General features: G+C 66.7%; 13 protein-coding genes. 6 read left to right on the top strand and 7 right to left on the bottom strand.

What is annotated here, in order from left to right; genetic code table 11:
* Window positions 1-55: 55 nt before the first annotated feature.
* A complete protein-coding gene (locus BSL82_RS15275; protein WP_072598143.1) occupies window positions 56-556 on the top strand; it encodes an SH3 domain-containing protein in 501 nt (166 codons plus the stop codon).
* Window positions 557-573: 17 nt separating this feature from the next.
* Here BSL82_RS15275 and BSL82_RS15270 read toward each other — a convergent pair whose 3' ends face one another.
* From BSL82_RS15270 to BSL82_RS15245, 6 genes are read right to left on the bottom strand one after another with little or no spacing between them, the layout of a single operon-like run.
* The gene (locus tag BSL82_RS15270; protein ID WP_072598142.1) at window positions 574-945 is read right to left on the bottom strand and encodes a DsrE family protein; all 372 of its coding nucleotides are present in this window, start codon (window positions 943-945) and stop codon (window positions 574-576) included.
* Window positions 942-1,700 (bottom strand): HesA/MoeB/ThiF family protein, encoded by a 759-nt coding sequence (locus BSL82_RS15265; protein ID WP_072598141.1) that lies wholly within the window; start codon window positions 1,698-1,700, stop codon window positions 942-944. Before BSL82_RS15265 ends, BSL82_RS15270 begins: the two co-directional genes overlap by 4 nt.
* Window positions 1,697-2,158, bottom strand: coding sequence for a dUTP diphosphatase (gene dut / locus BSL82_RS15260; RefSeq protein WP_072598140.1), 462 nt, complete (start codon window positions 2,156-2,158; stop codon window positions 1,697-1,699). The genes BSL82_RS15265 and dut overlap by 4 nt, the downstream gene beginning before the upstream one ends.
* Window positions 2,155-3,351, bottom strand: coding sequence for a bifunctional phosphopantothenoylcysteine decarboxylase/phosphopantothenate--cysteine ligase CoaBC (gene coaBC, locus BSL82_RS15255; protein WP_072598139.1), 1,197 nt, complete (start codon window positions 3,349-3,351; stop codon window positions 2,155-2,157). The genes dut and coaBC overlap by 4 nt, the downstream gene beginning before the upstream one ends.
* Window positions 3,352-3,355: 4 nt before the next feature.
* Window positions 3,356-4,888 carry a 2-polyprenylphenol 6-hydroxylase gene (ubiB, locus tag BSL82_RS15250; protein ID WP_072598138.1) on the bottom strand — a complete coding sequence of 511 codons (1,533 nt, stop codon included), beginning with the start codon at window positions 4,886-4,888 and terminating at the stop codon, window positions 3,356-3,358.
* Between the two features lie 55 nt (window positions 4,889-4,943).
* Window positions 4,944-5,684: a class I SAM-dependent methyltransferase gene (locus BSL82_RS15245; RefSeq protein WP_072598137.1), complete on the bottom strand. Its 741-nt coding sequence runs from the start codon at window positions 5,682-5,684 to the stop codon at window positions 4,944-4,946.
* A 60-nt stretch (window positions 5,685-5,744) separates the two neighbouring features.
* Here BSL82_RS15245 and mutM point away from each other — a divergent pair, with 60 nt between their 5' ends.
* The 5 genes from mutM (at window position 5,745) to BSL82_RS15220 (ending at window position 12,172) form a co-directional block, all read left to right on the top strand.
* Entirely contained in the window at window positions 5,745-6,557 is an 813-nt protein-coding gene (gene mutM / locus BSL82_RS15240; RefSeq protein ID WP_072598136.1) for a bifunctional DNA-formamidopyrimidine glycosylase/DNA-(apurinic or apyrimidinic site) lyase, read from the top strand.
* A 144-nt stretch (window positions 6,558-6,701) separates the two neighbouring features.
* A complete protein-coding gene (gene rpsT, locus BSL82_RS15235; RefSeq protein WP_072598135.1) occupies window positions 6,702-6,965 on the top strand; it encodes a 30S ribosomal protein S20 in 264 nt (87 codons plus the stop codon).
* A 514-nt stretch (window positions 6,966-7,479) separates the two neighbouring features.
* Window positions 7,480-8,844, top strand: coding sequence for a chromosomal replication initiator protein DnaA (dnaA, locus tag BSL82_RS15230; protein WP_072598825.1), 1,365 nt, complete (start codon window positions 7,480-7,482; stop codon window positions 8,842-8,844).
* A 39-nt stretch (window positions 8,845-8,883) separates the two neighbouring features.
* On the top strand, window positions 8,884-9,288 hold the full coding sequence (locus tag BSL82_RS15225; protein WP_072598824.1) for a metallopeptidase family protein: 405 nt from the start codon (window positions 8,884-8,886) through the stop codon (window positions 9,286-9,288).
* Between the two features lie 88 nt (window positions 9,289-9,376).
* Window positions 9,377-12,172: an autotransporter outer membrane beta-barrel domain-containing protein gene (locus tag BSL82_RS15220; RefSeq protein WP_072598134.1), complete on the top strand. Its 2,796-nt coding sequence runs from the start codon at window positions 9,377-9,379 to the stop codon at window positions 12,170-12,172.
* Here the strand turns inward: BSL82_RS15220 and BSL82_RS15215 are convergent.
* A complete protein-coding gene (locus BSL82_RS15215) occupies window positions 12,155-13,081 on the bottom strand; it encodes a histone deacetylase family protein (protein WP_072598133.1) in 927 nt (308 codons plus the stop codon). The two genes, BSL82_RS15220 and BSL82_RS15215, sit on opposite strands and share 18 nt — an antisense overlap.
* Between the last annotated feature and the right edge of the window lies 1 nt (window position 13,082).

Here is a 13,082-nt window from a genome sequence, read left to right as displayed (position 1 = left end):
CAACCGGGCAGTTGCGACAATGAGAGGCCGCAGGCGTTAACAAGCGGGAGGATCGATGTTCGAGCTGCTGGCAGCCGTCGTGCTTTCAACCACCCCATCCGCCAATTCGGGAAATCTGCCGCGCGACGCGGTCGAGGGTCTGTCGGGCCTGCCGGTGCCAAGGTACGCCTCGCTGGCGTCTGGCAAGGCCAATATGCGGACCGGGCCGGGAGAGCGCTATCCGATCACCTGGCTTTACCAGCGCAAGGGCCTGCCGGTTCGCGTGGTGAAGGAATATGGCATCTGGCGCGAGGTGGTGGACCCGGATGGCGCGCGCGGCTGGATGCACCGGACGATGGTGTCGGGCCAGCGCACCGCCATGGTGCGGAACGGCGTACAGGGACTGCGCGCGCGCCCGGACGCTGGCGCGCCGATCCTCTGGCGCGCGGAACCCGGCGTGGTCGGCGTGCTGAGCGATTGCGCGAACAGCTGGTGCAAGTTCACCGTGGACGGTCGCGGCGGCTATGTCCGCTCCGAAGGAATATGGGGCGTTTCGGCCAACGAGACGCTGGACTGAGGCTTTCCAAGCGACGTTCAGCCCAGCACGATCTCGGCGTCGCGCGCCTGGCCCAGAAAATCGACCAGCCCCCCCGGCTCGACGCCTTCGGGCAACGCATCGGCGGAGAGGCCGGTCAACGCCAGTCCGGTCTGGCAAGCCGTGACCCGCACGCCCAATTCCATCGCGCTTGCAAGCAATTCCGCAATGGCGGGACTGCCGACGGCGGCAAAGCGCACGTCTTCCGCCCAGTTGAGCCCCGGGTCCAGCAGCCGCACCGCATCGGCATGGAGATATATGGCGACCGCCCGCCCGAGCGCGGCGCTGGCGGCCGCCAGCGACAATCCGGCGTGCAGCCGGTCGTGCGCGGCGGAACCGAGCATGAGGGCGAGCGGGCGCTGCTCCGTCATTTCACTGCACCGCAAGCAGGGCAGGCCGGGTCTTTCGGCAGGGACAGCGTCTTCACCCGCATCGTCAGCGCATCGAACAGCGCCAGGCGACCCGCCGCGTCCTCGCCGAAGCGAACGAGTTCACGCAACGCCTCCAGCGCGCCCCAGCTTCCGATCACGCCGGTGAGCGCGCCAACCACGCCCTGATCCGCGCAGCTTGCATCCTCGCGCGCCGGGTCCGCGCCCACGAAGCAGCGGTAGCAGGGCTTGTCCGCCTCCCACCCCCTAAAGGTAGCGATCTGCCCCTCGAACTGGCCGACAGCCGCCGACACCAGCGGGATACGGAGCGTAAGTGCCGCGTCGGCCACCGCCAGCCGGGTCGTGAAATTGTCGCAGCCGTCGACGATCACATCATGCCCCACCAGCATCGCCTCGGCATTGCCGGCGGTGATCCGCGCCTCCACGGGCATGACGGCGACATCGGGGTTGAGCCGTGCGACGGCGCGTGCGGCCGCATCCACCTTCACATGGCCGACTTCGTCCGTACCGAACAGCACCTGCCGCTGAAGATTGGACAAAGAGATGGCGTCGTCGTCGATAATCGTCAGGCGGCCGACGCCCGCCGCCGCGAGATACTGGATCACCGGAGAGCCTATGCCACCCGCGCCGATCACCGCCACGCGCGATTCCAGCAGCCGCGCCTGTCCCGCGCCGCCGATTTCCTTCAGGATGATGTGGCGCGCATAACGGTCGAGCTGTTCGTCGCTGAGCGTCACTTCACAAGCGCTTCGCGCCCCGTGGAGCCGAAGCCGCCCTCCCCACGTGCGGTTTCGTCAAGCTCCGCCACTTCGGCGAAACGCGCCTGCTGCACGGCCGCCGGGACAAGCTGCGCGATCCGCTCACCGCGCCGCACTTCAAAAGGCTCGCCGCCCAGATTGGCGAGGATCACCTTCACCTCGCCGCGATAATCGGCATCGATCGTGCCCGGCGTGTTGAGGCAGGTGACGCCATGCTTCAGCGCAAGGCCGGAGCGCGGCCGGACCTGCACCTCGAAACCCGCCGGAATAGCGATTGCGAAGCCGGTCGCCACGGCATGGCGCGCACCCGGCGCGAGCGTCACATCTTCGGCGGCAACCACATCCATGCCCGCGGCATGGGCGGTCGCATAGGCCGGTAGCGGCAAACCCTCCCCATGCGGCAGGCGCTTCAGGCGGATTTCGATCTCGGCGTTCATGTCTTCAGCCCCCCAAGCGCTTCGGCGATACGTTGAGCGAGGCGGGCGGCGACCATCGGCTTTGGCAGCCGTTCCCAGCTTTCAACGCCTGCGTCCGTCACTAGGTGGACGGTGTTGTCGCTGCCGCCCATGACATCGCCCGACACGTCGTTGGCGACAATCCAGTCGCAGCCCTTGCGCGCGCGCTTGGCCGTGGCGTGGTCCAGAACATCGTTGGTTTCGGCGGCAAAGCCGACCACCAGCCCCGGCCGCTTCTTGGCCGCAGCAAGACCCGCCAGAATATCGGGATTTTCCACCAGCCGGAGCGGCGGAGGCGCGCCATCTCCGCCCTTCTTGATCTTGGTGGCAGACGGTTCGGCCCGCCAGTCCGCGACGGCCGCCACCATCACCGCCGCGTCCGCAGGAAGCGCCTGCTCCACCGCCTCGGCCATTTCCAGCGCCGTCTCGACGTCCACCCGGCGCACGCCGGCAGGCGTCGGCAGCGCCACCGGCCCCGCCACCAGCGTGACCTCGGCGCCAATCGCTGCAAGCGCGCCCGCGATCTCGAACCCCTGCCTGCCGGACGACCGGTTGGCGATATAGCGCACCGGATCGATCGGCTCATGCGTCGGCCCTGCGGTGACGATGACATGCTTGCCCGAAAGCGCGCCCCCACCGACCATTCTCCGGCGGATCGCCTCCAGCACCGCGGCGGGTTCCGGCAGGCGGCCCGGCCCGAACTCGCCGCAGGCCATGGGGCCTTCGTCAGGCTCCATCACCGTCACGCCATCCGCGCGAAGCCGGGCGACATTGCGCCGGGTGGCGGCATGCAGCCACATCCGAACGTTCATCGCGGGCACTGCAAGCACCGGCTTGTCGGTTGCAAGCAGCAGGGTGGAAGCAAGGTCTCCGGCATGGCCGTTCGCCATGCTCGCCAGAAGATCGGCCGTCGCCGGGCAGACTACCACCAGATCGGCCTCGCGGCTCAACTGGATATGGCCCATCTCGGCCTCGTCCTTCAGGTCCCACAGGCTGGTGTGGACGGGCTGTTCGGACAGGGCGGCAAGCGTCATCGCGGTCACGAACTGCGCGCCACCATCCGTCAGCACGCACCGCACCGTGCCGCCTTCCTTGCGGATCAGCCGTATCAGCTCGCACGCCTTGTAGGCCGCGATCCCGCCGCCCACGATCAGGAGAATGCGCTTGCCGTTCATGTCCCTATCCTAAAAGCGCCATCGCGCCCGCGCCAGCCAATATGCCGAGCAGGGCCGAAAGCACGAACCAGCGGGTCTGCGCGACCCGGATGATCTGGATGTCCGGCAGCGGCGGGGGCGGCGGCGCGGCCCCTTCCGGCGGATAGTGGCGGGCGATGCGGCGGACAAGCTCCGGCAGGTCCGCGAGCGTCCGCACATCGCGGATCAGTCGTTCGGAGAACCAGGCTTCCGGCCCCAGCTCGTCGCGTATCCATTCGCGCACGAAGGGCTCTGCCGTTTCCCACATGTTGATATCGGGGTCGAGTGCGGTCGCAACACCTTCCACCATCACCATCGTCTTTTGCAGAAGCAGCAGATGGGGCTGGGTGGGCATGTCGAAATCGCGGGTGATGGCAAACAGCCCATCCAGCATCTGGCCGACCGAGATGTCTTTTACCGGAAGCCCGCGCATCGGCTCGCCCACCGCGCGCAACGCAGTGGTGAACTCGGCCAGATTATGGTGCGGCGGCACATAGCCCGCCTCGAAATGGATTTCGGCGACCCGCGCGTAATTGCCGGTGATGAGGCCGTAGAGGATTTCGGCAAGCCACAGCCGCGCGCGCCGGTCGATCCGCCCCATAATGCCGAAGTCCACCGCCACAAGGCGGCCGTCCGGCAGCGCGAAGAGATTGCCCTGGTGCAGATCGGCATGGAAGAAGCCGTCGACGATCGCTTGTCTCAGAAACGCCTGGACCAGCCGCGCGGCAAGCCGCTTCAGATCATGCCCGGCCGCCACCAGAGCATCGCGATCGGTCAGCTTGATGCCGTCGATCCATTCCAGCGTCATCACGCGCCGCGAGGTGCGCGTCCAGTCGATGGCCGGAACGGTGAAGCCAAGCTCCGCCTGAAGCGATTCGGCAAGTTCGGACGCGGACGCCGCCTCGCGCCTCAGGTCCAGCTCGCGCGCCGTCCACTGCCTGAACATGGCGATCACCAGCCGGGGCCGCAGCCGTGCCGCCTCGCCGCCCAGTGCCTCCACTTGGGCCGCCGCCCATTCATATGTCTCGATCGCGCGGGCGAACTCGTCCTCCACGCCCGGCCGCAGCACCTTGACCGCAACCGACCGTCCGTCGGTCGTGACCGCGCGGTGCACCTGTGCGACCGATGCAGCGCCGACCGGCTCCGGATCGATCGAGGCGAACACCGCCTCCACCGGCTTTTCGAGCGCCGCCTCGATCGCCGCATGCACCGCCGGGAAGGGCGCGGGCGGTAGCGCGTCCTGAAGGCGCAGGAGATCGCGCGCCGCCGCTTCGCCGACCAGATCGGGTCGGGTGGCAAGCGCCTGCCCCAGCTTGATCGCGGCGGGGCCTATCGCCTGGAACGCATCCGCATAGGCCGGCTGTTTCGGCACGCGCGCGCCGAATCGGGCCACGCGGCAGAGCAGCCGCACGCGCGGCGGAGTCAGCGGGTCGCGCTCGATGCCCTTGAGCGCGCCGTGACGGGCAAGCGTCCGCCCCCATCGTACCAGCCGCCAGAGGTGGGTGATGGAGGTGCTCATGCCCGCCCCGGGGCGCGGCCGCGCCGCCAGTTCGCCTGCCGAACCGGGCGCAAGCTCAGATCTTCCAGCCGCTGTGGATGGCGACCACGCCGCCCAGAACAGGCTCGACCCGGGCCTGGGCGAAACCGGCCTCGGCGATCATCGACCTGAAGGTTTCCATATCGGGGAAACGGCGGATCGATTCGATCAGATAGCGATAGCTGTCGGCATCGCTTGCCACCAGTTCGCCGATGCGGGGCACGACATGGTGCGAATAGGCGTCGTAGACCTTGCCGAAGCCGGGCCATTCGGTCGTCGAAAACTCAAGGCAGAAGAAGCGCCCGCCGCGCTTCAGCACGCGATGCGCTTCCCGCAAGGCGGCCGGAATGTCGGTGACGTTCCTTATGCCGAAGGCGATCGTATAGGCATCGAACATGCGGTCGGGAAAGCTCAGCCGTTCGGCATTTTCCTCTGCCCAGACCAGCCCTTCGACCTTCCGTTCGGCCGCGCGCTTCACCCCGACCTCGAGCATCGCCGGGTTGATGTCGGCCACCGTCACCTGAGCGCCGCGGGCGGCCATGCGGAACGCGATGTCGCCCGTGCCGCCCGCCATGTCCAGGATCGCTTCGCCCGGGCGCGGTTTCACGCGCCGGACAAACTGATCCTTCCACAGCCGGTGCAGTCCTCCCGACATCAGATCGTTCATCAGGTCATAGCGGGCCGCAACGCTGCGAAAGACCTCGCCCACCCGGCGCGTCTTTTCCTCGCGGCTCACCTGCTCGTAACCGAAGGATACCTGTTCAGCAGCGTCGTCCATGGATTTGCCCTTAGCCAAGGCTTGTTCGGCAGGCAAACGCGCCATAAGGCTTTTCGCGCCATGCCCGAGCTTCCCGAAGTCGAAACCACCGTGCGCGGGCTGCGCCCCGTGCTGGAAGGCCAGTTGCTCATCCGGGTGGAGCCGCGCCGCGCCGACCTGCGGCGGCCGATCCCGCCGGACCTGAGACAGCGGATGGCCAGCGCGCGCGTGACGGGGCTGGGGCGGCGCGCCAAATACGGCTTGATCCACACCGATCGCGGCGACACGCTGATCTTCCACCTCGGCATGTCCGGCCGCTGGCGGATTTCGCCGGAAGCGATCGGCCCCCACGACCATCTTCTGATCGAGACCGGCAGCGGCATATTGCTGTCGCTCAATGATCCCCGCCGCTTCGGCTCGCTCGATCTCGTGCCGAGCAGCGATCTGACGGCATTCCCCGCCTTTGCCGCCATGGGGCCGGAGCCTCTGGGGCCGGAATTGAGCGCGGCCTATCTGCTGAAGGCGCTGTCCGGCCGCGCCGCGCCGATCAAGGCGCTGCTGCTGGACCAGCGGATCGTGGCGGGCCTCGGCAACATATATGTCTGTGAGGCGCTGCACCTGTCGGGCATCCGCCCGGATGCTCCGGCGGGACGAATCGGCCGCGCCCGGATGGAGCGGCTGGTGGACGCGATCCGGCTGGTGCTGGACGCAGCGATACTGGCGGGCGGATCAAGCCTCAGGGACTATGCCCGGCCCGACGGCGAGCTTGGCTATTTCAGCAAGGAATGGCGCGTCTACGGGCGGGAAGGCGAGCCCTGCGCCTGTGGCGCGCCCGTGCGGCGGCGCGCAGACGGCGGCCGATCCACCTTCTGGTGCGCCCGTTGCCAGCGATAGCCCGCGATTTTCGCCGCGAGGCGGTTGACCGCGCGGCCATCGGAAGGTAGTGAGCGCGCTTTCCGGACGCGGGTCAGCCCGTGGCCGCAACCTATATTGCGTCCGTCCACGACGGACAGGCACAGAAAGTTCGAGGGTTTTCCGATGGCGAATACGCCCCAGGCCAAGAAGCGCATCCGCCGGAACGACCGGCGCGCAGACGTCAACAAGTCGCGCGTCAGCCGTATCCGGACCTTTGTCAAAAAGGTCGAATCGGCGATCACCGCCGGCAACAAGGACGAGGCGGCCGAGGCGCTGAAGGCGGCCCAGCCGGAAATGATGCGCGGGGCGTCCAAGGGCGTTCTCCACAAGAACACCGTCGCCAGGAAAATATCGCGCCTGACCAAGGCGGTGCGCGCGCTGGCCTGAAGATTGTTCCGGAACCGGATCGGCAGATTCGTTCCGGATTAGAAAATATCCGGGCCATGTCACAAAGCTGACATACGGATTTCACGCGATTCGCGAGAGGGGCTGGAAACAGCCCCTTTTCTTTTCAGTGTCTTAGCGGCAAATCTCCGGAATCGCGGGCTTGCGTGTCAATCTTTTTATTTCAAGAAGATGACGTGCGAATCCCTTGATCGACGCTCCACCTTGTCTAAAGTTCCCCCCTGTGAGCGGCAGTCGTCCGGTCACAGAGTATCGCTGTCCAATTCGTGATCTAAGATTTGCAGTTGTATTAACCACAACTGCGAATTGGGGGGAGTTTTGCTCGGTGAATAGAGAGAAGTCTCGGTAGATTCTGCACTATGCCGGGTAATCGCCAAGACCATTCTTGGCCCATTTGAAGAAGGGGATGGATCGGATGCGGCCTGACACGGCGCTCGATCAGTATAAATCCGGATATCGACCAGTGGAGGAAGTCGGATTTCCTTCCGGGCGCGATATGAACCTTTGCGAATCGGCCGAGCAGGTCTGGCCGCAGATACGCGCGCGGCTGCGCGACGAGTTCGGCGGCCGCACCTTTGAGAGCTGGTTGAGCCCGCTCGAGTACGACAGGTTCGACAAGGAGCGCGGCGTGCTGCGCCTGTCGCTCCCCACGCGCTTCATGGCCGACTGGGTGCGCAACCATTTCCTCGAACGGCTGCGCTCGATCTGCGCGACCGAGATCGCGGGCCTTTCGAACATCGAACTTTCCGTCGCGGCCCGTCTGCGCAGCGTCCCGACCGATGAAATCGCGAGCGAGGCGGAGATGCCCGCCCTGCCCGCCGTCCGGGAAGAGACGATCGGCGGCGTGATCGAGGGCCGCTACACCTTCGACAATTATGTGGTCGGTAAGCCCAACGAGCTTGCCTACAACGCCGCCCGCACCCTGGCGGAGGGCGGCAAGATCGCCTTCAATCCCCTTTTCCTCCATGGCCAGACCGGGCTCGGCAAGACGCATCTGATGCACGCCATCGCGAATCAGGTGCGCGCGCAGGATCCGCGCGCCAGGGTCTCCTATCTTTCCGCCGAAAAGTTCATGGTCGAGTTTCTGGCCGCGCTTCGCGCCAAGGACACGATCAGCTTCAAGCAGAAGCTCCGTTCCGTCGACGTGCTGATGATCGACGACGTGCAGTTCATCGCGGGCAAGGATTCGACCCAGGAAGAATTCTTCCACACGATGAACGAGATCATCAGCGCCGGAAAAAGGCTGGTGATCACCGCCGACCGCAGCCCGCAGAACCTGGAAGGCATTCAGGACCGCATCCTGTCGCGCCTGTCATGGGGGCTGGTCGCCGACATCAACCCCGCCGACTATGAGCTGCGACTGAACATCCTCACGGCCAAGCTCGCCGGCATGGCGGAAACGCGCGTGTCGGAGGATGTGATCGAGTTTCTCGCCCGGCGCGTCACGTCGAACATCAGGGAGCTTGAAGGTGCGCTCAATCGCGTGGTCGCCTATGCCACGCTCACCCGCAAGCCGGTCGATCTCGATTTCACCCGTGAAGTGCTTGCCGATGTGCTGCGCGCCAATGACCGCAAGATCACGATCGACGAAATCCAGCGCCGGGTGGCCGAGCATTTCCGGATCAAGCCCGCCGACATGGTCTCCGCCCGTCGCGCGCGCGAGGTCGCCCGTCCCCGCCAGGTGGCGATGTATCTCGCCAAGCGGCTGACGCCCCGCTCGCTGCCGGAAATCGGCCGCAGGTTCGGGGGACGCGATCACACCACGGTGATGCACGCGGTGAAGCGGATCGAGGAACTGCGGGTGGAAGACACCGAGCTGGACGCCGACATCACGCTGCTTTCGCGGCAGTTGGAAGGCTGAGCCCTTTCAACCGGGCCGCACCACGCCTATTCCATGGGAATGTCTTCCGCCGCCCATCTTGCGCCGACGCTTGAGGAGATCGAGACGCTTGCCCGCGCCGCGATCGGCCGCCTGCCGGACATCTTCCGTTCGCATCTGGACGGCGTGGTGTTGAGGGTGGAGGAGTTTCCGGATTCCGAAGTGATCGCGGAGATGGGCCTGGAATCGCCCTTCGACATATTGGGCCTCTACAGCGGCCGTCCGGTGGGCGACAAATCGATCGATCTTTCGGGAAGCCTGCCCGACATGATCCACCTCTACCGTCGCCCGATCCTCGATGAATGGGCTGAAAGCGGGGAAAGCCTGGAAGCGCTCGTCACCCATGTGCTGGTGCATGAGGTGGGCCATCATTTCGGCCTTTCGGACGAGGCCATGCACGCGATCGAGGCGCAGGCGCTCGATTAGAGGGCACCACCGGATTTCCCGCCCGGATAATACCAAATTAACCATTGCAGGACAGAACGCCGAGGCTCGACCTTATTTGGGGAAGAATATGCCTCGCGCGTTGTTTTCGTGTTCGCTGGCGGGCCTGTGCCTGCTGTCCACTTCCATCTCGGCCCTGGCCGCGGGCACCGCGCTCGTCATCGGCAGCGATAGCAGCGGCAGCGCAGGCGCGGGTCTGAAGCTTCGCCTTGAACATGCCGGCTACACCGTCACGACGGTTGCGGACGGCACCGGCTCGCTGGCCTATGATCAGGTCTGGGACGTCCGCATCTCTCCTGCCCTGAGCGTGGACGAGCAGAGCAACTACCTCGACTATATGCAAGCAAGCGGCAGCCTGTTCCTGCTCGGCGAACATTCCGGCTTCGCGGCGCGCAACCAGTCGGTCATCGATGTCATCGCCGCTGCCGGCGGCGGTGATGTGCCGCTGCCCGCAGGCAGCATCGGCACCCAATATGTCACCGCCACCTTCAACGGCGCCAATCTGATCGTCGATGATCTGAATACCGGCTTCTACGTGCCGGCCGCCGGCACTGTGACGAGCCCGGGCAACGGCATCTTCTTCACCACTTCCGAAGCCAATGGCGGCGGCGGCGGTTCCGGCATCGCCTTCGACAGAGGCACGCTGACGAACGCGCTGGATGCCCGGCTGCTCACCTACTTCGACACCAACACCTTTCAGCAGAGCTTCTACGATGCGACACCGGCGCTCCGTGCACTTACCGACCGGATGATCAGCTTCGTCGGCGGCCAATTCACTGCCGACCCCGATCTCGATCCCCCGGGACCCGCCAAGATCGATGACAGCCAGTCCTTCTTCACGCTGGACGATGACGTGGTGGACGAAGATCTCATCACCTTCGACGGCGGCACGCTCCGGCTGTCGGGCGGCAGCTTTGGTGGCAATATCGTCCCGTCCGCCGTGGCGGTCGAGGACGGCGGCGCCTTCGTCGACACCAGCACCGGCAATGGCGGCTTCTCAGGCCCGATCAGCGGCACGGGCGGCGTGATCGTCGAGGGTGGCGGCCGTCTCGCGCTCAGCGGCGACAACAGCTTTTCCGGCGGCGTGGTCGTCGATGGCAGCACGCTCGAGATCACCGGCGCGGGTGCGCTCGGCACCGGCGATGTCGACCTGCTCGGCGGCATGCTCGCCGTCACCGGCGGCGGCACCCTTGCGAACGGCATCACCGTTGGCACTGCCGGCGGCATCGTCAACACCAGCGCGGATGTGACGTTGAGCGGCGTGGTCGACGGCGTGGGCAGCCTGGTGAAGCAGGGCGCCGGCATTCTCAACCTCGCCGGCAACAACAGCCTCTCGGGCGCGACCGTGGTCCAGGAAGGCCGGCTCGCCGTCAACGGTTCCATCGGCAGCTCGATCGCAGCCGTCATGAGCGGGGCCGAGATCGGCGGCACCGGCACGCTGGGGGGCCTCATCGTCCGCAACAACGCGACGGCTGCGCCCGGCAATTCGATCGGCACGCTCAGCGTCGCAACCTTCGCCCGCTTCGAGGAGGGCTCCTTCTACCAAGTGGAGGTTGATGCCGCGGGCGCCAGCGATCGGCTCGCGGTCACGGGCGACGTCACCATCGAAGGCGGCACCGTCCAGGTTCTGGCCGAAGCAGGCGACTATCAGCCGGTGACCGACTATGCGATCATCACCGCCGGCGGCGCGGTCGACGGCACGTTCGACGCGGTCACCTCCAACCTCGCCTTTCTGACGCCGAGCCTCGCCTATGCCGCCGATTCGGTGACGCTCACGCTCATCCGCAACGATCTCAGCTTCGCCTCGGCGGGCGTCACGCGCAACCAGCGCGCCGCCGGCGCCGCCGTCGATCAGGCCTTCGCGCCCGACAGTGCCGTCTACGCCAATCTTGTGGGCGCGAGCGTGGCGCAGGCGCAGGCCGCCTTCGACCAGCTTTCGGGCGAAATCCACGCAAGCGCGGTCGCTGCGGCCGTCACCGATGCGGGTCTGGTGCGCCAGACGCTGCTCGACCGCAGCCGGACGGGCGGCAGCGCCGATGGTGAGCGCTTTTCGCTCTGGGGCCAGTGGCTCGGCTCCTGGGGCGATACGGACGCAAGCGGCAACGCTGCCCGGCTCGATCGCGAGACCGACGGCTGGCTGATGGGCGGCGAGGCACGGCTTGGCGAACATGTCGTGCTCGGCATCGCCGGGGGCGCCAGCAAGACCGATCTGGCGGTCACCGATCGCGGCTCGGACGGGAACATCGATTCCGCCCATGCGGCGATCTACGGCGGCGTCGGCGCTGGGGCGCTGCGGCTGCGCGCCGGCCTCGGCTATGCTTGGCTCGACCTCGACACCAGCCGCACCATCGCCTTCCGCGGCTTCACCGACAGCGCCACGGCGCGCTATGACGGCTCGGTTGTCCAGTTCTTCACCGAAGCCGGCTATCGCGTCGCTCTCGGGCGGTTCGCGCTTGAGCCGTTCGCCGGCCTGACCGCGCTCTGGACGACGACCGAAGCCTTCGCCGAACAGGGGGGCGAGGCGGCACTCAGCGTCCATGGCCGCGACCGCGACGTCCATTTCACGACACTGGGCATGCGGGCGGAGGCACGGTTCGGCGAGGAGTCGCCGCTCGCCGCCAATCTGCAACTCGGCTGGCGGCGGGCGTTCAACGAACTGGAGCCGACCGCCTCGTCGACCTTCCGCGCGGGTGGCCAGGCGTTCACCGTGGCGGGAGCCCCGCTCGATCGCGACAGCTTCCTGATCGATGGCGGGCTCGACTGGCTGGTCGCGCGTCGGCTGACGGTCGGCGCACGCTATGCAGGCGTCGTCGGCAACCGGTCGCAGGACCATGCCGCCAAGGCGACGCTATCCTTCAGCTTCTAGAGCGGGGTGCGTCAGCATGTTCTCGTCGGCCAGCGCCAGCATGGATGCCGCATGCCGTCTGGCCACCGCCATGCGATCCTCGCCATAGCCGCCGCCTAGCGTGCTTGCGAGCGGAATTCCCCTGAGGCGCGCGGCGCGCATCGCAAGGCGGTCGCGGGCCTCAAGTCCGGCGTCGGTCAGCGAGAGCCGCCCCAGCCTGTCGGCGGCATGAGAATCGACCCCGGCCTGATAGAGGATGAGGTCGGGCCGGAAATCATCCAGCACGCGCGGCAGCACATCGCCCAGCATCGCCAGATATTCGCCGTCGCGCACGCCGTCGGGCAAGGCGATGTCCAGCGAGGACTCGGCTTTCCGCGCGGGATAGTTCGCCTCGGCGTGGGCCGAGAGCGTGAAGACGTCGGGCCGCCCTGCAAGCAGCAGAGCGGTTCCGTCCCCCTGATGGACATCGAGATCGAGAATGAGGATGCGGGCGGCATCGCCTTCCGCCAGCAGGCGATTGGCGGCGATCGCAAGGTCGTTGAACACGCAATAGCCCGCACCGGTCGCCGCCTGCGCGTGGTGGCTCCCGCCCGCGCTGTTGGCGGCATGGCCATGGCGCAGCGCCAGCCGCGCCGCCAGCCAGGTGCCGCCTGATGAGAGAAGCGACCGCCTGGCCACCCGCGCAGTGACCGGAAAGCCGATACGCCGTTCCTTGGACGAAGGCACGGTCGAGGACAGCACCTCCTCGACATAGGCAGGATCATGCACCGCCTCTATCCAGTGACGCTCCATCGGCCGGGGTTCATGAAGCGCGAAGGCCCGGCCCGCCGCCGCCAGCGCTTCCATCACCAGCCCGTATTTGTCGAAGGTGAAGCGGCTGCCGGGCGCGGCTGGCGAGACATAGCCGGGATGGTGAACGACCTGGAGCACG

The sequence above is a fragment of the Tardibacter chloracetimidivorans genome, assembly GCF_001890385.1.
In the GTDB taxonomy this organism is placed as follows: domain Bacteria; phylum Pseudomonadota; class Alphaproteobacteria; order Sphingomonadales; family Sphingomonadaceae; genus Tardibacter; species Tardibacter chloracetimidivorans.
The sequence above is the reverse complement of the archived record's forward strand: the minus strand, read 5'-3'. Positions and strand labels throughout refer to the sequence as shown.